Origin of the sequence: Algibacter sp. (assembly GCF_039977455.1) — a bacterium.
GTDB lineage: Bacteria > Bacteroidota > Bacteroidia > Flavobacteriales > Flavobacteriaceae > Algibacter_B.
The window spans coordinates 148,015-169,854 of record NZ_JBDWDG010000031.1 but is presented as its reverse complement, the minus strand read 5'-3'; the positions used below and the strand labels follow the sequence as shown (position 1 = coordinate 169,854).

Below are 21,840 nucleotides of genomic sequence, written 5' to 3'. Positions count from 1 at the left end.
TAAATGATTTTTATGTACACGAAAGTTTTTCTTTCGAGCGGCAAATATAGTGAATAATTTAATGTTTAGAATATTATGTGAAAAATCTTTTCTCATCTAGTGTAATTAATAATGTAAGAGTTTTAAAAATAGAAAAAAAAAGGCTATTTTTAGTAAGACTAAACTACACTATATGCCTGATAATATTAAGCTTGTAAAAGATCAACTCTTCAAAAACATATTTGATTTTGCTAATGGCGGAATAGCTATTGTAGGTTTAAAGGGCGAATGGGTTAAAGTTAATAATAGTATCGTTAAATATTTAGGTTACTCAAAAGAGGAGCTGTATAAGTTGTCCTTTCAACAAATTACGCATAAAGAGGATTTAAATATCGACCTTGAAAATATGCAACGCTTACTAAAAGGAGAAATTGATAAATATCAAATAGAAAAAAGATATTTTCATAAAAACGGAAACATTATTTGGGCCTTGTTATCGGTTTCATTAGTGAGAGACGAAAAAGAGGAGCCTTTATACTTTATTGCTCAAATTCTTGATATAACAAGTAGTAAGGATAATAAATCTCAGTTAAAAATACTGCTTGAATTGGCACAAGAACAAAATAATAGATTGGTTAATTTTGCTGAAATAGTAACTCATAATTTGAAAACTCATGCATCGAACTTAGGTACCTTAGTTTCTTTTTTAGAAGAGGAATCGCATGATTTGGTGAAAGATGAAAATTTCGAGTTATTAAAAGGTTCTGTTATTAACTTATCGCAAACGGTTTCTCATCTTACCGAAATAGCAAAAATTAAATCTATTGATGAAAATAAAATAGAAGCACTAAACTTATATAACTTCGTAAAACAAGCTATTTATAATATAAGTGGAATAGCAAAAAACAAAAATTGTGTTATAGAAAATTATGTAGATAAAGATCATATAATAAATGCCATACCTGCTTATCTTGATAGTATTATCCTTAACTTTTTATCCAATGCTATAAAATACCGCGATAAAAATCGGGATACCATTATAAAATTATCGAGTGAAGTTCAAAATGAGTATATCGTTTTTCATATAGAAGATAATGGTCTTGGTATTGATTTAGAAAAATTTGGAGGGTCTTTATTTCAAATGTATAAAACATTTCATTACAATGATGATGCTTTGGGGATTGGACTTTTTATAACAAAAGCTCATATCGAATCCTTAGGTGGGTATGTAAAGGTAAAAAGTGAGGTTGGCGTTGGTACCGTATTTTCGGTGTATTTTAAAAAGCCTATAGCCTTTATTTTAGAAAGTAAAAAGAATGTTTAAGGATTTAATTTTCGTAAAATAAAAGACGCCCTATTAAACCATTATTAATAGGGCGTCCTTTTAAATGTTATTAACCTACGCTCTTAAAGGCTGGTTTAAAATTAAATCTATATATTGATTTACCTTGTCTTTTAAGTCTTTTCGTAGGGTTATAAAATCTAAGAAACCATGTTCTAGTAAAAATTCTGAGGTTTGAAAACCTTCAGGTAATTCTTTACCTGTTGTATCTCTTACAATACGAGGCCCTGCAAATCCAATTAATGCACCTGGTTCACTAATATTTATATCTCCTAGCATTGCAAATGATGCCGTAGTACCCCCTGTTGTAGGGTCGGTACATAACGAGATGTAAGGTAGCCCTGCATCAGCTAGTTGGGCTAGTTTTACCGATGTTTTAGCTAATTGCATTAATGATAATGCAGCTTCCATCATTCGTGCTCCTCCAGATTTAGAGATAACCATTAAAGGTAATTTGTTTTTTAAAGCATAATCTGCTGCTCTTGCTATTTTTTCGCCAACAACACTACCCATAGAGCCTCCAATAAATGCAAAATCCATACAGGCAATTACAAGGTCTTTACCTTTAGACTTTCCAACAGCACAGCGAACGGCGTCTTTTAAGTTGGTTTTCTTTTGAGCGGCTTTTAAACGGTCTGGGTATTTTTTAGTATCCTCGAATTTTAGTGGATCTTTAGATTCTAAATCCGGATCTAATTCTTTAAACTTGTTATCGTCAAAAAGGATTTGAAAATATTCTCTACTACCAATTCTAACGTGGTAACCATCTTCCGGACTAACATAAAAGTTTTTTTCTAACTCTTCGGTATCTACAATTTTTCCAGTTGGAGATTTATACCACAGCCCTTTTGGCGTGTCTTTTTTCTCTTCAGTTGTTGTTGTAATTCCTTTTGTTTTTCTTTTAAACCAAGACATATTGTATTGTTGTTTTAAAGTTCTTATTTATCATTTTCAGAATAAAATTATCTGAAGAATCTAAAAACTGCGTTAAGGGTTACTCTTGCATTTTGATTGGTAACAATTACCATCGCTCATGCGGAGCATTCGCGGCCATTGTGGGAGCTTTAAAACTTAAGCCCACAACTAAGCCAGATTACAAAATTAAACCTTTTTTTAAATTTCGGGTAATACCCCAATGATTTTATTAGCCTAACTCCTGTAAGGGTTTGTTTTTTAGGGGTGTAATTAGAAAAAGGTTCTGTAATATACAGAACCTTTTTTTATACTTCTAGTAAATTTACCTTAAATTATAAGGTATTTACATTATTTAAATCTTCGAAAGCTTTCTTCAATCTAGCTACAAAAGTCTTTTCTCCTTCACGTAACCAAACTCTTGGATCGTAATATTTTTTATTAGGAACATCGTCTCCGTCAGGGTTTCCAATTTGAGCTTTTAAATATTCCGATTTACCTCCCATGTAATCTCGAATACCTTCCATAAATGCATATTGTAAATCTGTATCAATATTCATTTTAATTACACCGTAGCTAATTCCTTCACGAATTTCTTCAACCGTAGATCCTGACCCACCGTGGAATACAAAGTCAATATGGTTTTCTTCAACACCATATTTTTTTGTTATAAATTCTTGAGAATTCTTTAAGATTTTCGGAGTTAGTTTTACGTTACCTGGCTTGTATACACCGTGTACATTTCCAAAAGCTGCTGCAATTGTAAATTGAGGACTTACTTTACTTAATTCTTCATAAGCATAGGCTACCTCTTCTGGTTGTGTATATAATTTAGAGTCATCAACATCAGAATTATCTACACCATCTTCTTCACCTCCTGTAATACCTAATTCTATTTCTAAAGTCATGCCCATTTTAGACATTCTTTCAAGATATGTTTTACAGATTTCAATGTTTTCTTCAATTGGTTCTTCTGAAAGATCAATCATATGAGAACTGAATAAAGATTTTCCAGTTTCTTTATAATGAATTTCACTTGCATCTAATAAACCATCTATCCATGGTAATAATTTTTTTGCACAGTGATCGGTATGTAATATTACTGGAACGCCATAAGCTTCGGCTAAAATGTGTACATGTTTAGCGCCTGCAACAGCACCTGCAATGGCTGCTTTTTGGCCATCGTTACTTAAACCTTTACCTGCGTTAAATTGTGCGCCACCATTTGAAAATTGTATGATAACTGGAGCGTTTAAATCTCTTGCCGTTTCTAAAACACCATTTATGGTATCCGATCCTATAACATTTACAGCTGGTAAAGCGTAATTGTTTGCTTTAGCATGGTTAAAAATTTCTTGAACTTCTTTGCCCGTTGCTACTCCTGGTTTTATGTTGTGTCCCATTTCTTTATTAATTATAATTTGAATTTACTAAGTATCAAAAGTAATCAATTTTTAAATGATTTATGGCTGTTTTTTGGTTTGAAACGACAAAAATAATACTAAAACGTTATAGTGTAAAAGACTGTAATTTACTTAAAATGGATAGTTTATACCAATGTTGTATACAGCATTAGCAAAGTTGTAATCATTAAACCATCGATTTTGATCTGTAAAAGACGGGTCATAGGTTTTAAAACCAATGTCAAACCGGAATACGAAAAAACTAAAATCGTAGCGTAAGCCAAAACCTGAACCCACAGCAATATCTTTTAGAGAACTTATGCTGGTAAAGGTTGCGTTGTCGTCTACTACGTTGTCTAACACATTCCAAATATTACCAGCATCTACAAATAATGCACCATTTAAATTGCCGAATAAATTAAAGCGTTGTTCTGCACTTAAAGCCAATTTTAAGTTGGCTTCATTAAACTCGTTAGTGCTTTCGGAACTACCTGGACCTAAGCTATAAGCTGCCCATGCACGGTTATCATTAGGGCCACCACCAAAAAAACTCTTTGAAAACGGAATACTATTCGAATTACCGTAAGGTATAGCGATACCAAAAAAAGCTCGTGTTGCTAAGGTGTTTTTCTTTCCTAAATTCCAGTGTTTTATATAGTCTAATTCTGTTTTAACGTATTGCGAATAGGCTACATTAAACAACTCATATCTATCATCACTATCTTTACTAAGCCCTAGAAGTTTTGAGGTGCTTGCTAATAAATTACCAGCTAACTCTAATTTAAATCGGAAAATGGAAAAATCGTTATCCACTATGTTTGTACGATTATCTTGTGTAAAACTAAAGGCAGAAGATAAAATAAGGTTGTTTTCGGTTAACCGTTTTTTACGTTCATCAATATTACTAACTGTTAAATAGTCGCTAGGATTAGTTGATTCATAGTTGCTATCGCTTAATACCAAGTCGATAAACTCATTGGCTTTTTCTTCTATTAACTGTTCGTTTTCATTACCGTCCAATTCTATATACTCTGAAGGGGTATTGTAACTTTCAAGAGCTATATTTTCTAAGCTATTAAAGGAACTGGTATAAATACTAAAATAGTTTTCCGTCCTTAGGTTTCGTACATATTGAATGTTAAAAAGGTCTAATCGGTTAGTAACTTGTTTGTTTGGGTACCAGTTGTAACTAAAATTCCCACTAAAGGTTTGCTTATCTAATCCAATATTAGTCTGACTAGTGGTTGCTAGACCAATGCTAGTGCTAGGCGACATATATTTAGGTATAATGTTTTCAGTATAAAAAGGTGAAAATATTCTTGGTATGGTTAATTTTAAATCGGCTCCAAACTCATTAATATCAAAAAACGGATCGCCATCTTCTCTTAGGTCTTTTGAAGCTCCAATTGATGCGATTCCCGAAATAGCTAAGGTTTCTGCTCCTCCAAAAATATTTCTAATTTGTAAACTTGGGTTTAATGAAAAACCAACGGTTTGAATGTCGCTTTGCGAAACATCGGCACTAAAATCTAAATTAAACTTTTTTAAAGGGGTAAGCCTAATGGTACTTTTTAGTGTGTTATCGGGATTTTCATAGTATTCAATATTAGGGTATTTGAAGGTGCGAAGCTGATTAATGTAGCTATATGTTCGTGTCCTGTCTAAATCTCTAAAAACTTTACCAGGTGAAATAAATACGGCGTCGGTTAAAGCTTTTGGACGATAACGCATTTTACCATAACTAAATAATTTAAAACCCCCATAAGAAATGGAATCTTGAAACGGCTTGTTTCTATTCTCAAAGGTATAATCGGTTATAATATTGACATCACTAATGTGATATACTTTAAAGTGTTCTCTTCTAATAGAATCGGCAGTTCTTATCGCTCTATCTTGAATTTTAATACCAACATTAACCTTTTTGTTCGTACCAATAGTATCCATTTCGAAGGTGACGTAATCTTGATTAAAATGGTAAACACCTAAGTTTCGTAATCTATTAGAAATTCTTTCGCGTTCTTGCTCAAAACTACTGGTTCGGTATTGTTCGCCTTGAACTATAAGTGCTTTACCCTGAATTTTTTTATAAAGGGAATCAACAATAGGAGACTTAACTGTTTTTGCTATAGAATCAATTAAAAATGCAGGTCCTGTTTTTACTGTATAGTCAACTTTTGCCCGTTTATTGTCTTTTTTTTCAATGTTATAGCCAGTCTTAACATTAAACCAACCATTATTAAAGTAGTAATCTTCAAGTCGTTTTGCAGAACGTTTTGTTTTTTCTTCGCTTAGAACTGTTGGTGCTTCCCCTGTTTTTTTTAACCAATTATTAAAACCAATGGCAGATTCTTTAAGTTTATCAATTTGCTTTTTAGAATACCTTTTTTCTAGTCGCGCTCTGCGATTAGGTTTTTTATCTAACCAAGCTTCAAAAAGGGAATCTCTATTTGGTCTAGCTGTGTTATAAATGTGTAATCTTAAAGGAGTGTCTAATATTTTTCTATTCGGCCTTTGGTATAACAGGTTGTTTATCTCTTCGGTATTATTTTTTTTGTCATTTACAATTACCGTGGTTTCAGTAAGTAAATGTTCATCTTCAGCAACTCTTTTTGTAGCATCGCAGGAGTAAAGGAAACCCAAGGCTAGCGTAAGGCGTAAAATATTTGAGAGTTGTTTTTTCAAATGGGTAATAATTAAATTAAAAGTGATATGTTAAAACGATTAGATTCAATAAACTAACTTAGTTCAAGCATCAAAAATACATTATTTTAATCTTAAAAAGTATTTAAATAAGTAGTCTATTGAGGTATCTTATCAATAATTTCTTTTCTTTATAAAAAAATTATAATACTTACATGCTTTCTAAAAGTCAAATAAAATTAATAACGAGTTTAAAGCAAAAAAAATATAGACAACAACATGGTTTTTTTGTTGTTGAAGGCCTTAAAACGATAACTGAACTTTTACAATCTAATTTAGAGCTTTACAATTTATATACTACAAGGTCTTTCAATTTTAATGCCAAAGAGGAAGTCATTGTGTCCGAGCAAGAATTAAAACGCATTAGTTTTTTAAAGACACCAAATACGGCATTGGCAATCTTTAAAATTCCGAAGGCAAAACCTATTGAAGGTACTGGTTTAATTGTGGTGCTAGATGCGGTTAGAGATCCTGGTAATTTAGGCACTATTATTAGATTGTGTGATTGGTTCGGAATTACAGAATTGGTTTGTAGTAAAGAAACTGTAGATCGTTTTAATCCAAAGGTTGTACAGGCTACCATGGGGTCTATAACACGTGTTAATATAAATTATGTGGATTTGGTTCCGTTTTTAAAAACGAGTAATTTACCGGTTTACGGTGCTTTTATGGAAGGTGAAAATGTCTATAAAACTGAATTACCTAAAAACGGAATATTGGTTATGGGTAATGAAGCCAATGGCGTATCCAAAGAAGTTGAAGCTGTAATTACCGAAAAAATATCCATTCCTAGATTTGGAGAATTACAAGCCACAGAAAGTTTAAATGTTGCTACAGCAACTGCTATTTTGCTTAGCGAGTTTAGAAGAGGGTAAAAATAAGTGGCTGTCTATAGTCGCCATTTGCAGTTTGATATGTGGTATTGCAATTTTTTACCTTATTGTGAAATTATTTTCAGTCTTGATTTTCATTCGTTACAATTTTAAGACTTAGCGTTTCTGTGAGAAAAATATTTTAAGCTGGAGAATAAGAGTAGAGTCATTTATTCCGAATAAATGAAATTATATTAAATCAAAACTCTTATTTGAAATTGCTTATAGTTAAATCTGAGACTTAAACCTCTTTATTTATTGGAAAGTGAAATTAACAAAAACACCTCGCGTTTGCATACTTGCAACATTAGAGGTCCATGGGCTGTTAGGATCTTCGTCTCTTACTAATTCGTCATTAATTCCAAAAAGTCCACGTATAGATGGTGTAAATTTAAAATTATACAAATAGAAGTCTATACCGAAACCTAGCTCGTAAAACAACGAGTTTTTAGTGGTTCTAAATTGTCCGTTTTTATTGTCCTCTGGGTTATCCTCATTACTAGATAAGTTTAATGCCGTAGAAAAACCACCAACAATAAAAGGCTTAAAGTTGTTTATACGTTTTGTAGATAGTTTTAGTAATAGCGGAAGGTGTATGTAAGTTGATTTTACTTCTCTAATAAAATCAGATTCTTTAACATCAGGCACACCTTGAAACCATTCTGAACTATAATGCAGCTCTCGCGTGGAAATTAATAAACCTGGTTCTAAGCGGACATCAATAAATTTGTTAATTCTTAGGTTTCCAATTAAGCCCACACTAAAACCGGGACTCTTTTTTACATAAATGTCTCTTAAGTCGTTGTTGTAATCAAAATTGAAATCGTAGCTATTAATACCTAAAAAATAGCCCCAACGCAGTAAGTTGTTGTCTGTAGATCCTCGACCTTGATTAGCATCATAGCTAACTTTTTCTTTTTTAAATAGTTGAGCATTAGAGGTTTCAACGATAAATAAAAATGATATTAATGCAAAAAGGTATTTCATAAAATTACTTCGATGATTTATAAATGGTTGCCACACCTAAGGTTTGTGGAAAATCTTCAACATTTATAAACCCAATATTACGTAAAATATTGTTTAATGCTTCGCCAAAAGGAAAAACCGATGCCGATTCACATAAATATTTATATGCACTTCTGTCTTTAGAAAATGCTTTCCCTATTAACGGTAGTATATTTTTTGTGTAAAAATTATAGCCTTGTTTATAAGGTGTTTTTGTTGGCATGGACGTTTCTAAAATAACAAAGGTACCGTTTGGTTTAAGGACCCTGTATATTTCTTTCAAACCATTTTCTAGTGTTTCAAAATTTCTAACACCAAAAGCTACGGTTATAGCATCAAAAGAATTATCTTCAAAAGGCATGTTTTCAGAATCTCCTAAAATCATTTCTATTTTAGAATCCAACCCTTTCTTTTTTACTTTTTGCTTACCTATTTCAAGCATGCCACTACTAATATCGAAACCTACAATTTTAGTGGCATTTGTTTCGGCAAGGTTAATGGCTAAATCTCCTGTTCCTGTAGCAATATCTAAAATAGTATCAGGGGTTGCTTCTTTAACTATTTTAACCACTTTTTTTCGCCATTTAATATCAATGCCGAAAGAAATAACACGATTTAAACCATCGTAATCTCCTGAGATGGTATCAAACATTTTTGTTACCTGTTCTTTTTTACCTAAGTCGCTGTCCTTGTATGGCTTTACTTTTGTCAAATCTTAAAAATTTTGAGCAAAGATAAACTATTCGAAAAGTAAAACATAACAGGATTATAAATAATTAAATTAATACAACTTTATGATCGAAGTTCTATTTTATAGTATATTTGTGGTACCTTTTTATGAATAAGAAAAAATAAAATAAGCGCTTTAGTTTATCACATAAAGTCTCAGTTTTTTATTTGTAATCATACCATAATAAAAATTAAAACGAGTGAAAATAATTATTGCTGGTGCTGGTGAAGTTGGATTTCATTTAGCAAAATTATTGTCTTATGAGTCTCAAGAGATTACTTTAATTGATACCGACAAAGAAAGTTTAGCTTACGCAGACACGCATTTAGATATTAAAGTTATTCGAGGCGATTCTACCTCAATTGCTATTTTAAAAGAAGCACGTGTAGAAAATTGCGAGTTGTTTATTGCCGTTACGGCAAGCGAAACCACTAATATTACTATTTGTGTTTTAGCAAAGCAATTAGGTGCTTCAAAAACTATTGCAAGAATTACAAATACCGAGTTTATTCATCATAAAGATGAGGTTGGTTTTACCAAATTTGGTATTGATGAGTTAATTTCTCCTGAATCTTTGGCTGCTGCCGAAATTGAGTTGTCTTTAAAACAATCGTCATTTAATGATAGCTACGAATTTGAGGGTGGAGCATTAACCATGATAGGTTTAAACTTATCGAGATCTGCTGCTTTTGTTGGTAAAACGGTTAAAGAAGCAGCAAAAATATTTCCAGAAATCCATTTTGTTCCCATAGCCTTACAGCGTTTTGGTACCCAGTACACCATTATTCCTAGAGGTGATACTAAATTTAAAAGAGGCGATAATGTGGTTTTTATTACTTCGGAAGGTGGTGGAGAAGAACTTTGTAAGCTTACCGGTAAATCTAATAACGAAATAAAAGACGTTATGATTTTAGGCGGAAGTAAAATTGGCTACAAAACGGCTAGAGATTTAAGTAATAAAGGGTTTAATGTAAAGCTTTTAGAAGCTAATAAAGAACGAGCGTTTGACATTGCAGACGATTTACCAAATGTATTAGTGATTCAAAGTGATGGTAGGAATGTAGATTTATTAGAAGAAGAAAATATTAGCAATATGGATGCTTTTATAGCTGTAGGTGCTAATTCTGAAACAAACATTATGTCTTGTTTGGTAGCTAAATCAAAAGGCGTAAAGAAAACGGTGGCGCTAGTTGAGAATATGGATTATTTCGAGTTGTCTCATTCTGTTGGTATAGAAACACTAATTAATAAAAAGCTTTTAGCCGCTAATAATATATTCAGGTATATAAGAAAAGGACAAGTGGTTGCCATGACCAAACTTAGTAACATGAATGCCGAATTATTAGAGTTTGAAGTTAAAGCTACTTCAGCCATTTGTAATAAGTATATTAAAAAAGTCGATTTTCCGCGTTCTGCAATTATTGGCGGTGTGGTTAGAAACGGAAAAGGCGAAATTGCTTTGGGTGATTTTAAAATCCAAGAAGGTGATAGGGTTGTAGTTTGTAGTTTATTACAATCTATTAAAGGCGTCGAGAAATTATTCCGTTAAAATAGTGAGAAGGTCCATGAAGCTTAATTATAAAATCATTTTCCATTTTTTAGGGTTACTCTTGTTGTTTAATGGTGGCTTCATGTTGTTGTCGGCGTTAATAAGTTTAATTTATAAGGATGGTGTAACGTTTCAATTATTTCTTTCAGGTTTAGCCACATTAATTGTTGGTATTATAACTATGTTTTTTACTAGAGATCATAGTAAAGAAATGAATAAACGCGAAGGGTATATAGTGGTTAGTTTTGGGTGGATTATAATGTCTTTATCTGGTGCATTACCCTATATTTTCACAGGAAGCATTCCAAGTTTTACGGATGCCTTTTTCGAGACTATGTCTGGTTTTACAACTACGGGAGCTTCCATTTTAAACGATATCGAAGCGGTGCCTAAAGGCGTATTGTTTTGGCGAAGTATGACGCATTGGATAGGTGGTATGGGAATTATCGTTTTAGCCATTGCCATATTACCACTATTAGGTATTGGAGGTATGCAGCTTTTTGCAGCCGAAGCTCCAGGACCAAGTGCAGATAAATTACACCCTCGAATTACAGATACTGCCAAACGATTATGGCTTATATATTTTGGGTATACAGCTGCCGAAACGTTATTGTTAAAGCTTGCTGGCATGTCTTTTTTCGATGCTATAAACCATGCTTTGTGTACATTGTCAACAGGAGGGTTTTCTACTAAAAACGCTAGTGTCGCCTACTGGAATGGCGATCCCGTAATTCAATACATTATCATTCTTTTTATGTTTTTAGCAGGTACAAACTTTGTGCTTAGTTATTTTGCTTTTAAAGGAAAAGTACAAAAAGCCATACAAGACGAGGAGTTTAAACTCTATTTTAAGTTTGTTGCCATTTTTACACTAATAGCTGCAGTTATAATTTATTTTAGGGCAGATATTTCGCAATCTAGTATAGTTCACCCCATGGTTTGGGGACGCGCCGAAAGTGCTTTTAGGCATGCGCTGTTTCAAGTCATATCTGTAATTACAACAACCGGTTTTGTTACGGCCGATTATACCTTATGGACACCCTTTTTAGTGGTTTTCTTTTTCGGACTTATGTTTTTAGGAGGTTCGGCAGGTAGTACCTCGGGAGGTGTAAAAGTAGTCCGCCATTTAATTCTTATTAAAAACGGTTTTTTAGAGTTTAAGCGCACATTACATCCAAGCGCTATTATTCCGGTGCGTTATAATAAACGCGCAATTTCTGGGGATATCGTTTTCAATATTCTAGGTTTTTTTATTTTGTATATGTTGTCCTTTATTATAGGCTCGTTGGTGTTTTCTATGATGGGAATCGATTTTAAATCTTCCGTAGGTTTGGCGGCCTCAACTCTAGGAAACGTTGGTCCTGCTTTGGGAGATTTCGGACCTGTAAATAATTATGCCGCTTTACCAGCATTAGGTAAGTGGTGGGCATCATTTTTAATGCTTATTGGGCGTTTAGAGCTGTTTACGGTACTTATTCTGTTAACTCCATTTTTCTGGCGTAATAGATAATAACCTATCTCCAATTATTGGGGCGTTACCACAAGGGTCGGGCTTTCTCTACTTGCTTCCTCCCAAGGTCCGCGAGCTCAAACATGCCGTTCAATCCCTAACGCAATTCTTGTAAATTTTTATAGTTGTAATGTTTTATCAAAATGGTATACTTATAGTGTAACTAGCTTCCTTAAATATTAGTTTTAGTCAAGCTCAAAATAGTAATCACGGTACTTGAATTTTTCAATTGAGATTCAATTATAAATTTTGGAAATTCTGGGAGGAAAAGGATCAATAATGGTTGCTAACAATTCGTTACAGAATAACAGGAGTCTTGTTTAAAAAGAATAGAAGAGGTAGTTTTGAAGAAGTTTGTGCTAATATTGAACTGAAGGGGTTTATAAAAGTTTCGTTTGAGTAATTATTAGAAATTACACAAAGGATTAATTAAGATAGGAGTGGTAATACAGTATTATTTACCTTGGTAATCGCAGGCCTATTTGCTTTTTGATGTAATTAATTAAATAAAAAAAAGCTCCTAATAATTAGGAGCTTTTAAATAAGTGTTTAGTTATTTGCTTACTAGCTTACAACCTCTTTAATACGTTTAATTGCTTCAATAATTTGTTCTTGCGAAGCAGCATACGAAATTCTAATACAATCAGGATTTCCAAAAGCTTCACCAGTTACTGTTGCAACAAGTGCTTCTTCTAGTAAGTATAATGAAAAATCGGTGGCGTTATTTATAGTTTTTCCACGTAATGTTTTTCCGAAAAAATGAGTAACATCAGGGAAAATGTAAAATGCACCATCTGGCGTGTTAGCCTTAAAGCCTTCAATATCGTTTACTAATCCTAAAATTAAATCGCGACGTTCTTTAAACTCATCAATCATGAATTGTACACGAGAAGGCGGTTCGTTTAAAGCCGTAATTACAGCACGTTGTGCAATACAGTTAGCACCACTTGTCATTTGTCCTTGCAATTTGTTACATGCTCTAGCAATTTTTTCAGGAGCACCAATGTAACCAATACGCCATCCAGTCATTGCAAATGCTTTTGATACACCGTTTACTGTAATCGTATTGTTGTACATATCATCAAATTCAGCTATACTTGCATGACCTTCACCGTAGTTAATGTGCTCGTAAATTTCATCTGAAACCACATAAATATTTGGGTATTTTACAAGTACATCAGATAAAGCTCTTAATTCTGCTTTACTATAAACCGATCCACTTGGATTACAAGGTGAGCTAAACCAAAGCATTTTTGTTTTTGGCGTAATAGCCGCTTCTAGTTGTTCTGGTGTAATTTTAAAATCGGTGTCTATAGATGTTTTTACTTCTACAGGTACGCCATCGTAAAGTTTTACAATATCAGCGTAACTTACCCAGTAAGGACATGGCAAAAGCACCTCGTCGCCTTCATTAAGTATAACCCCAGCAATATTTGCTAAACATTGTTTTGCTCCCGTAGAAACAACAATTTGAGCCGGTGTATATGTTAAATTGTTATCTCGCTTAAACTTGGTAATTATGGCATCTTTTAATTCACCGTAACCATCAACAGGAGTGTACGAGTTGTAGTTGTCATTAATAGCCTGTATAGCAGCGTCTTTAATAAAATCGGGAGTGTTAAAGTCAGGTTCTCCTAAACTTAAACCAATAATATCTTTCCCTTCGCCTCTAAGCTCTCTTGCTTTGGCTGCCATTGCTAAAGTAGCAGACGTAGCCATGTTTAAAATTCTATCAGATAGTAATTGCATTGTTAGTTTTTTTGTTTAATCGGTAAGTGTATAATTAAGCTAAACTTGGTTTTTGACCTAGCGTTTTTAATTGATTGTAGTGTTCTGCAACAGCTTGCATAAACGTATTGTATTCATTGTAAGGTAAACTGAATTCTTGTGCGGTTTCCTTAACTATTTTAGCAATTTTACTGTAATGGATATGACTGATGTTAGCAAATAAGTGATGCTCTACTTGTCTGTTTAATCCGCCTGTGTAAAATTCAACTATCCAACTTTTAGGTGAAAAGTTAGACGTAGTAAATAGTTGGTGAATAGCCCATGTGTTTTTCATGTTTCCTTGTGCATCTGGTAAAGGCATTTCTGTATTAGGCATAACGTGTGCTAATTGAAAAATAACACTTAAAATTATGCCTGCAGTGTAATGCATAACAATAAAGCCTATTAAAACTTCCCACCAAGCAAAACCTAGTGAAATAGGTAATACAACCCAAATACTATAGTAAACTATTTTACCTATAATTAGCTTTGTCCATTGTGTTGCAGGATGTGGTAATTTACCGTATGCTAATTTTCTTTTTAGGTAGTTGTAAGTTTGTATAAAATCTGTAGTAACAGCCCAATTTGCTGTTAATAGACCATACAAAAAGAAGGCATAATACTTTTGGTATTTATGAAACCTAAACCATTTTGCATGTTTAGAAAAACGTATAATTCTACCGGCATCGATATCCTCATCATGTCCTTGAATGTTAGTGTAGGTATGGTGTAGTACATTATGTTGTACTTTCCAGTTGTAATCATTTCCGGCTAGGATGTAAATACTACTTCCCATTAATTTGTTAACCCATTTTTTACTTGAAAAAGAGCCGTGGTTAGCATCGTGCATAACATTCATGCCAACACCAGCCATACCAATTCCAACAATTACCATACCTAATAATTGTGCCCAACCAGGTAAGTTTTCAATAGTTAAAATTAAAACTACAGGCACTATAAGTAATGAGAACATTACTATGGCTTTTATATATAATTTCCAATTTCCAGTACGTTTTATTTCGTTTTCCTTAAAGTAGTTGTTTACCCTTTTGTTAAGCGTTTTAAAAAACTTTGCAGGGTCTTTTCTTGAAAAAGAAAGAGCTTGTTTATTCATTGTATTATTTTAAAATATGATAAAAATATAAATTACTTGTCATACCTAGGGCAAAGATAGGCATAAACCAATTGAAGTTATAACGTTTTTTTGTAAAAAAATGTGTGTAAAAAGTATACTTTTGTTGAAAATTTAACATTCATGGAGCTCATTTTAAAGTATTTTCCTAACCTTACAGAAGACCAAATAGAAAAATTTACAAAGCTTGAAGACTTGTATCAAGATTGGAATTTAAAAATTAACGTGGTATCTCGTAAAGATATTGATGAGTTATACATGCGCCACGTTTTACATAGTTTAGGTATAGCCAAGATAATAGATTTTAAACCTGGCAGTAAATTGTTAGACGTTGGTACTGGTGGCGGTTTTCCAGGTATCCCATTGGCTATTTTATTTCCAGAATGTTCATTTCATTTGGTAGATAGTATAGCAAAAAAGCTTAAGGTTGTCGATGAGGTTGTGGCGGGCTTAGCCTTAACAAATGTAAAAACAACACACAGTAGAGTAGAGGAAATAAAAGGAAATTACGATTTTATAATAAGTAGAGCCGTAGCTGCAATGCCAACATTTGTGCATTGGGTAAAAGGTAAAATAGCTAAAGAACAAAACCATGAGCTTAAAAACGGAATTTTATATTTAAAAGGTGGTGATTTATCAGAAGAACTCAAAGATTATAGAACTACAACCATTTATAATTTAAGTGATTATTTTAAGGAAGATTTCTACGAAACCAAAAAAGTTGTGCATTTGCCTTTAAAGTTTAGAGGCTAATTGTGTTAAAACGAGCTTGTTACTCAAGTTTCGCTAATTCATTAAGTAAATTATTAAAGTAGTAATATTGGTTTTGAAACCAATACGTGTTCTCGTATTGCTTAATACTATTAACATTATTTAATGACAGGATGGCATTAGCTCGATCGTAGGCTGTTTTAGCCTTAGCCAAATCATTATTTTTATAATAGGCCATGGCTAAACCTAAATAAGCATCAAAATCCATGGTGTCGAAAGAAATAGCTTTTGTAAAATCTGAAATAGATTTATCAAACTCTCCTAAAAACAAGTTCGATCCACCTCTATAAAAATAACCATAAGCGTTATTTCTATTCAATCTTAATGATCGTGTTAAATCACTTTGCGCTTCTTCAAAATATTTAATATCCATTAAAAAAGCACCTCGGTTATAATAGTTGTCGGCACTTGGGTTTAAAACAATAGCCATGGAATAATCGTCTATAGCAGCAGTATTTTGCTCGGTAGCTTTGTAAGCTATGGCGCGTAAAGCATAAATATTAGGATTGTCCGGAACTTGTTTTATAATACTAGAAAAATCTTCGATAGCTCTATCATATTCACCCAAGTCTAATTTCACACAAGCCAAACTATACAAGGCATCAATAAAATTTTCGTCTAGCATATAGGCTTTGGCATAATCCACTTTAGCACCTGTAAAATCCTTTAAGCTGTATTTTGAATTGCCACGATTATAATAGGTGTCCGCATCAGGTTCCTCAACTATAATTTTAGAATAATCTACTATAGCACCACTATAATCGCCTAAGTCATTTTTAGCACCAGCCCTATAAAAATAAGCGTCTAAGTTTTTTGGCTCTTCGTTAATAACTTGATTAAGTAATTTTATTTTTTCATTAAGATCTGTAGTTCTCAATGCTTTTCTCATTACCTTTTTTGTTTGCCCAAAATTAAGCAAAGGTAGAACGACTATTAAAAGGAGTATTTGTTTTTTCATCAGTAAAATTTAAGCAACAAATAATATGCCATTTTGAAAAAATAAAGTTAGTAATATTTATAATACATATTATTATCTTTTAATTTGTTTTCAACACAATGATGCGGAAGTAGTAATTAGGCTACATTATGCATTTTGTCGTATGTTTTAAGCTACAATGCAAGTTGTTTTTTTATTTTTTATCGATTAAAAGCATTTTATATCGATAAAACTTATTAGATTTGTTAAAGGTTCTATAATTAGATTGTTGGTCTCTCAAGATTTTATAATCACCTAAATTGTTAAAAAAATGAGAAGATCCCCATCTTTCAATCTTTATCAAATTACATTTTTTGTTTTCACCTTATTATTAGGTTTTATTAGTAGGGCTCAGGTGATGCAAGCCGAAGTAATCGGTGGTTCTGTTATAACACAAGGATCAACCGTTACAATTAATGCAGGTTCAAGTCTTGGCTTTAGGATAACAAATATTGAAACTGGTAATTGTGGGAATTTAGAAATTAAGGATGTTGATATTGCTAATACGACTGATTTTGAAATCACTCCTAACAACCCAAAAGAAAAGATTAAACCTACTAGCTGTAAAGGAGGGGACAAATATCTGGATTTTGAAATAGAAAATATTAGTGGTGCGTGTAACCCCGCAAGTACTTTAGTAACTATTGAAATAAAAAATCAATCCGATTTTACTTTCACACTTCTTGTAAATTCAGCACCCGAAATATTTGTATTAGGCGGTAATCCTTACGCTGATATTTATCATGGAGATACAACATCTTCAGATTTTAATGGTACTTATTTTGGAGTCGTAGATGAAGGAGCTTCAGTTACTAGAACTTACGTAATTTCTAATATTGGTAGTTGTAATTTAGATATTTCATCATTATCAAGCTCCAATAGTGATTTTGCTACTTCGTCACTTTTTCCAATTCCTTATGGTAATATACTTCCTTTAAACTCCATTGTATTTGATGTTACCTTTACAGGGCCTGTAGGTGGCGTAGGAACGCAAACATCTGTTATTAGTATAGGAAATACAGATAATACATCATTTAACTTTACCGTTACAGCAGAGATGTTTGATTATAATATTCCCGGACCTGGAGGTATTACAGCAGATTTTAGATTATGGTTAAAATCGACTAGAGGTATTGTTGAATCTTCAGCAAAAGTATCCGAATGGAAAGATTTAGGAACAAATGGTAAAGATGCTACGCAGGCAATATCTGCTAACCAACCAACGTATTTAGATACTGAAACAGATAATATTAATTATAATCCAGTTATTAAGTTTGAAAATGATGGAGCGACAGTAGAGCAATATTTGTATAACGCTACTAATGGTTTTTATAGTCAAGATATGTTTATTGTTATAATTCCGGAAAATACGATTACTAGTGCATCACCTAGAAATACAATTTTTGCGGGAAAAGTTAATGGGCTTTCTAATGATATATCTGGAGTTGGTTTTGGCGATTATTCGTCTGAATTTACAAATGAGGTTTTATCTTATAATCAGGGTGTTGCTGGTGGTGGAAGTTTTAATGGTGAAGCAGAATTAAATTCATCATATTCCAAGGCTGGAATAATTAATATACGCAATAATGATTTTGCGTCTCCTACGGGGCAAGATGTTTTGTACAATTCTAATTTGTTAACAACAACTACAGTATCAGATATTTCCTTTGAAAATGCCGGTTCTGCTGGTCCTCCGGTAATAGGGACAGAATATTGGATTGGTAGAAATTTTGATCAACAAGGCAGTTTAAATGGCAAAATAGCTGAAATTTTCACATTTGCTGAGCGTGTTTCTGATGCTGATAGACAAAAAATAGAATCCTATTTGGGGATAAAATACGGTATCACATTAGGATCTTCCACTGAGGCGGAAAAGGATTATATTAATTCTTTTGACACCGCTATATGGGATTTTTCGGCAAACTCAGGTTATAATTATCATGTAGCGGGGATTGGGAGAGATTCTATTTCAGATTTAAATCAAAAACAATCCAAAACGATTAACACAGTTAATGATGTAAGTATTGGCCTAGGAGGGGTGTTTGCCACAAATAGTGCTAACCCAAATGAATTTGAAGATGATGGTGATTTTTTAGTATGGGGAAATAACAATGCAGCTTTTTCAGGAGCGAGTACAAATAATGTAACCCTAGCTACAGGAATTACAACATCTCTAACAAGAATAGATAGAACATGGAAAATCGTCGAAACTATTGAAGTTGTTGGTGCAGATATCGAAACGGTATATGTTTCAATTCCAACAGCAGCATTTAGTGGTTTTTCAAAACTAGCTTCAGAAGAGTATGCCCTTATTGTTGCCGATAATCCTAATTTTGCCGATGGCGATATTATTGATGTTATTCCTTTAAAATCAGATGGAGGGGTTAATCTTCAAACCTGGTATGATTTTCATGATACCAAATACTTCACCTTTGGTAAAGTTGCAAACTTAGTAGATAATCTTGCTGTTAATATTGCTTCTGGCGATTATTTGTTGGGCGAGTCAGATCTTAACTTAGGTGTAGATAATATCACTATTTCAGCATGGATAAAATGTGCAGCCAATGCTAGTGATAGAACCGTAATGTCAAAAGGTGAGAAGATTCAAATACGTTTAAATGCTACTGGTAAGGTGGAATTATATATTGACGATGCAGTTATCCCAAAATATACGTCTATAATGGATGTGGATGATGGAAAATGGCATCATATTGCATTTATATATGATAGCGGAACAATATTATTGTATGTTGATGGTGTGCTTGATAAATCTGTTCAAGATGTTGTACATCCTTCACCAAACTATAATAATTATTGTGTTGGAGCCCTATACATTGATAAAGACAATATTATAAACCCTCTTTTAGGTGAAATTGATGAGGTTTATATATGGGATTTAGCACTGACTCAAGATCAAATACGTTATTTAATGAATCAAGAGGTTGAGCGATTTGATATTTCGGGTACGGATTATGTGAATGGAGAAATAATACCTCAAGCCGCAGCAAGTAACGAAATAGCCTCTATACCATGGAGTAACTTAAGAGTGTATTATGATTTTAATTCCTTTTATGGTTCCTGTGTTGAAGGTTTAACAGATGATCGCTATTTTTTAAGGCTAAAATATTTAGATAAAGATAAGTCTTTAATTGGCGACCAAACCACACCGTTACCTTATGTAAGTCAGGCTGATGGTGCATGGGATACGCCGGCAACTTGGGTTAATAACGCTAGTACAGTTGTTCCTAATTCATTAAGTTTAGATGGTGTTACAACTATTGATTGGAATATTGTTGAAACATCACATGATATATCTTCAGGTGATAGAGATATTTCCCTTTTAGGACTTATACAAACAGGAGGAGTAATTACTATTGCAGATCCATTAGAGACTTTAGACGAGAACAATTCAGGCCAAGGTTTAACTATTTCTCACTATTTAGAATTAGATGGGGTAATAGATTTAGTAGGCGAATCTCAACTAGTACAATCAGAAGGTAGTATTATTGATGCTGATAGTGGTGGTTTTATTGAAAGAGATCAACAAGGTACAGCCAATGGCTTTAATTACAATTATTGGTCTTCTTCTGTAGGTCCTGTAACAGGAGATGTAGCTACTAGAGGTACGGGAATAGCCTCTACTAATAATAATCATTCTATAGGTAGTGTATTAAATGACGGGACGCTATCTGCTTTTTATCAAAGCTTAGTATTTAATTCGAACCCTAATGGAAGCGGATCCGTACCACCTCCAGGAATGGCAAAAACTGTAAGTTCGTTTTGGTTTTATAAGTTTTATGGTACTAACGATAATTATTATGCCTGGGAAAAGATTAGTGAATTAACCTCTTTAGCAGCGGGCGAAGGATTTACCATGAAGGGAACATCTGGAAATGTACCCATTTCAACATTACAAAATTATGTTTTTACTGGGTTACCTAATAATGGAGATATCAATCTAACATTAGATAATTCATCTGAAGAGGTGGACCGATTAATTGGAAATCCATACCCATCAGCAATTGATGCTGAAGCATTTATTTTAGATAATTTAAGTATCGCAGATGGGGGTAACAATACTACGGGAACAGTCTTTAATGGGGCATTATATTTTTGGGATCACTTTGGTGAAGAGAATAGTCATGTCTTATCAGATTATGTTGGTGGTTATGCTATCAGGAATTTAACAGGAGGAGCGGCAGCCATTGCTAATGATGCTAGAATTAATGCAACAGGAGGAGTGGGAACAAAAGTACCAGGGCAATACATTTCTGTAAATCAAGGCTTTTTTGTTACCACTGTATTAGACGGGTTTGATAATGATAACGGTGTACCTGTGGCTACTGTAGATGGTGGCGATATTGTATTTAAAAATAGTCAACGCGTTTTCGTTTCAGAAGACGCTTCAACCTCATTATTTTTTAAATCAACAAATAAGAAAACGAGCAGAACTAATGCAAATGAAATTGAAACACCAAGAATAAAACTTAGGTACCATTCTCCATTGGGTTATAACCGACAACTTGTTTTAGGTGCTAATAAAAATGCTTCAAAAAACTTCGACCTTGGGTATGATGCCTTTATGATTGATGTTAATGAGGAGGATATGTATTGGGTTTTAAGTGGCGGTAAATTAGTTATTCAAGGTGTAGGTGATTTTAATGAAACTCAAGAGTTTGATTTAGGGCTTAAGGTAAAGCAAGATGGAATTATTAAAATTGAACTTGAAACGTTAGAAAATTTAGATGTTAATTTACCAGTGTATATTAAAGATACGGTTACAAACGAGACCTATGCCATTAATAATGGCCCTTTTGAGTTGTTTTTAGAGTCTGGCGAATATACCGAAAGGTTTAAGCTTGTGTTTAGTAGTACCCTTTTAGGTGTAAATGAAGTAAGCGCTGATAGTAACAACATTGAAGTAAGTTATATAAATAATCAAGCTGAACTTAAAATAATTAATAAACAACAACTTAATATTAAAGGCCTTGTTATTTACAATGTTTTAGGGCAGGACGTTAAAAAGTTTGAACTAAATAGTAATGACAGTACATCCATTAAAATAGATTTAGAAACTGGTGTTTATATTATTGATATAAGAACTGAAGTTGGACAAATCAGCATGAAGATAATAACAAATTAACATAAGGAATAAAATTCCAAAAACCGATTATAATAACCCGATGGAGCAA

At 33.1% G+C, this 21,840-nt stretch carries 14 protein-coding genes; 6 read left to right on the top strand and 8 right to left on the bottom strand.

Annotation, left to right across the window (positions count from 1 at the left end):
• Positions 1-172 precede the first annotated feature (172 nt).
• Positions 173-1,303, top strand: coding sequence for a PAS domain S-box protein (locus tag ABJM36_RS15600; RefSeq protein WP_348452421.1), 1,131 nt, complete (start codon positions 173-175; stop codon positions 1,301-1,303).
• Positions 1,304-1,378: 75 nt separating this feature from the next.
• On the opposite strand, the gene accD is transcribed toward ABJM36_RS15600, so the two are convergent.
• The 3 genes from accD to ABJM36_RS15585 all read right to left on the bottom strand — a co-directional run bounded on the left by accD (position 1,379) and on the right by ABJM36_RS15585 (position 6,318).
• Positions 1,379-2,236, bottom strand: coding sequence for an acetyl-CoA carboxylase, carboxyltransferase subunit beta (accD, locus tag ABJM36_RS15595; RefSeq protein ID WP_348452420.1), 858 nt, complete (start codon positions 2,234-2,236; stop codon positions 1,379-1,381).
• Positions 2,237-2,568: 332 nt separating this feature from the next.
• Entirely contained in the window at positions 2,569-3,636 is a 1,068-nt protein-coding gene (gene fbaA / locus ABJM36_RS15590) for a class II fructose-bisphosphate aldolase (protein ID WP_348452419.1), read from the bottom strand.
• Between the two features lie 132 nt (positions 3,637-3,768).
• The gene (locus ABJM36_RS15585; protein WP_348452418.1) at positions 3,769-6,318 is read right to left on the bottom strand and encodes a BamA/TamA family outer membrane protein; all 2,550 of its coding nucleotides are present in this window, start codon (positions 6,316-6,318) and stop codon (positions 3,769-3,771) included.
• A 173-nt stretch (positions 6,319-6,491) separates the two neighbouring features.
• Between ABJM36_RS15585 and ABJM36_RS15580 the strand changes: the two genes are divergently transcribed.
• Positions 6,492-7,211 (top strand): RNA methyltransferase, encoded by a 720-nt coding sequence (locus tag ABJM36_RS15580; RefSeq protein ID WP_348452417.1) that lies wholly within the window; start codon positions 6,492-6,494, stop codon positions 7,209-7,211.
• Positions 7,212-7,463: 252 nt separating this feature from the next.
• On the opposite strand, the gene ABJM36_RS15575 is transcribed toward ABJM36_RS15580, so the two are convergent.
• The gene (locus ABJM36_RS15575) at positions 7,464-8,195 is read right to left on the bottom strand and encodes a porin family protein (RefSeq protein ID WP_348452415.1); all 732 of its coding nucleotides are present in this window, start codon (positions 8,193-8,195) and stop codon (positions 7,464-7,466) included.
• A gap of 4 nt (positions 8,196-8,199) precedes the next feature.
• The gene (gene ubiE / locus ABJM36_RS15570) at positions 8,200-8,925 is read right to left on the bottom strand and encodes a bifunctional demethylmenaquinone methyltransferase/2-methoxy-6-polyprenyl-1,4-benzoquinol methylase UbiE (RefSeq protein WP_348452414.1); all 726 of its coding nucleotides are present in this window, start codon (positions 8,923-8,925) and stop codon (positions 8,200-8,202) included.
• A 217-nt stretch (positions 8,926-9,142) separates the two neighbouring features.
• Between ubiE and trkA the strand changes: the two genes are divergently transcribed.
• Positions 9,143-10,492: a Trk system potassium transporter TrkA gene (gene trkA, locus ABJM36_RS15565; protein WP_348452413.1), complete on the top strand. Its 1,350-nt coding sequence runs from the start codon at positions 9,143-9,145 to the stop codon at positions 10,490-10,492.
• Positions 10,493-10,508: 16 nt separating this feature from the next.
• Positions 10,509-12,002, top strand: coding sequence for a potassium transporter TrkG (locus tag ABJM36_RS15560; protein WP_348452412.1), 1,494 nt, complete (start codon positions 10,509-10,511; stop codon positions 12,000-12,002).
• A 564-nt stretch (positions 12,003-12,566) separates the two neighbouring features.
• On the opposite strand, the gene ABJM36_RS15555 is transcribed toward ABJM36_RS15560, so the two are convergent.
• The gene (locus ABJM36_RS15555) at positions 12,567-13,751 is read right to left on the bottom strand and encodes a pyridoxal phosphate-dependent aminotransferase (RefSeq protein WP_348452411.1); all 1,185 of its coding nucleotides are present in this window, start codon (positions 13,749-13,751) and stop codon (positions 12,567-12,569) included.
• A gap of 34 nt (positions 13,752-13,785) precedes the next feature.
• Positions 13,786-14,883, bottom strand: a complete 1,098-nt coding sequence (locus tag ABJM36_RS15550; protein WP_348452410.1) for an acyl-CoA desaturase — start codon at positions 14,881-14,883, stop codon at positions 13,786-13,788.
• Positions 14,884-15,024: 141 nt separating this feature from the next.
• Here ABJM36_RS15550 and rsmG point away from each other — a divergent pair, with 141 nt between their 5' ends.
• A complete protein-coding gene (gene rsmG, locus ABJM36_RS15545) occupies positions 15,025-15,654 on the top strand; it encodes a 16S rRNA (guanine(527)-N(7))-methyltransferase RsmG (protein WP_348452409.1) in 630 nt (209 codons plus the stop codon).
• 19 nt (positions 15,655-15,673) lie between these two features.
• On the opposite strand, the gene ABJM36_RS15540 is transcribed toward rsmG, so the two are convergent.
• Positions 15,674-16,561, bottom strand: coding sequence for a tetratricopeptide repeat protein (locus ABJM36_RS15540; RefSeq protein ID WP_348452408.1), 888 nt, complete (start codon positions 16,559-16,561; stop codon positions 15,674-15,676).
• 358 nt (positions 16,562-16,919) lie between these two features.
• Between ABJM36_RS15540 and ABJM36_RS15535 the strand changes: the two genes are divergently transcribed.
• On the top strand, positions 16,920-21,791 hold the full coding sequence (locus tag ABJM36_RS15535) for a LamG-like jellyroll fold domain-containing protein (protein WP_348452407.1): 4,872 nt from the start codon (positions 16,920-16,922) through the stop codon (positions 21,789-21,791).
• Positions 21,792-21,840: the final 49 nt, after the last annotated feature.

Excerpts from the sequence above, each read along its gene's own strand:
- ABJM36_RS15550 (WP_348452410.1), bottom strand. The coding sequence starts at position 14,883 with ATGAATAAACAAGCTCTTTCTTTTTCAAGAAAAGACCCTGCAAAGTTT.
- rsmG (WP_348452409.1), top strand. The coding sequence starts at position 15,025 with ATGGAGCTCATTTTAAAGTATTTTCCTAACCTTACAGAAGACCAAATA.
- fbaA (WP_348452419.1), bottom strand. The coding sequence starts at position 3,636 with ATGGGACACAACATAAAACCAGGAGTAGCAACGGGCAAAGAAGTTCAA.
- ABJM36_RS15555 (WP_348452411.1), bottom strand. The coding sequence starts at position 13,751 with ATGCAATTACTATCTGATAGAATTTTAAACATGGCTACGTCTGCTACT.
- ABJM36_RS15540 (WP_348452408.1), bottom strand. The coding sequence starts at position 16,561 with ATGAGAAAAGCATTGAGAACTACAGATCTTAATGAAAAAATAAAATTA.
- ABJM36_RS15535 (WP_348452407.1), top strand. The coding sequence starts at position 16,920 with ATGAGAAGATCCCCATCTTTCAATCTTTATCAAATTACATTTTTTGTT.
- ABJM36_RS15580 (WP_348452417.1), top strand. The coding sequence starts at position 6,492 with ATGCTTTCTAAAAGTCAAATAAAATTAATAACGAGTTTAAAGCAAAAA.
- ABJM36_RS15560 (WP_348452412.1), top strand. The coding sequence starts at position 10,509 with ATGAAGCTTAATTATAAAATCATTTTCCATTTTTTAGGGTTACTCTTG.
- accD (WP_348452420.1), bottom strand. The coding sequence starts at position 2,236 with ATGTCTTGGTTTAAAAGAAAAACAAAAGGAATTACAACAACAACTGAA.
- ABJM36_RS15575 (WP_348452415.1), bottom strand. The coding sequence starts at position 8,195 with ATGAAATACCTTTTTGCATTAATATCATTTTTATTTATCGTTGAAACC.
- ABJM36_RS15600 (WP_348452421.1), top strand. The coding sequence starts at position 173 with ATGCCTGATAATATTAAGCTTGTAAAAGATCAACTCTTCAAAAACATA.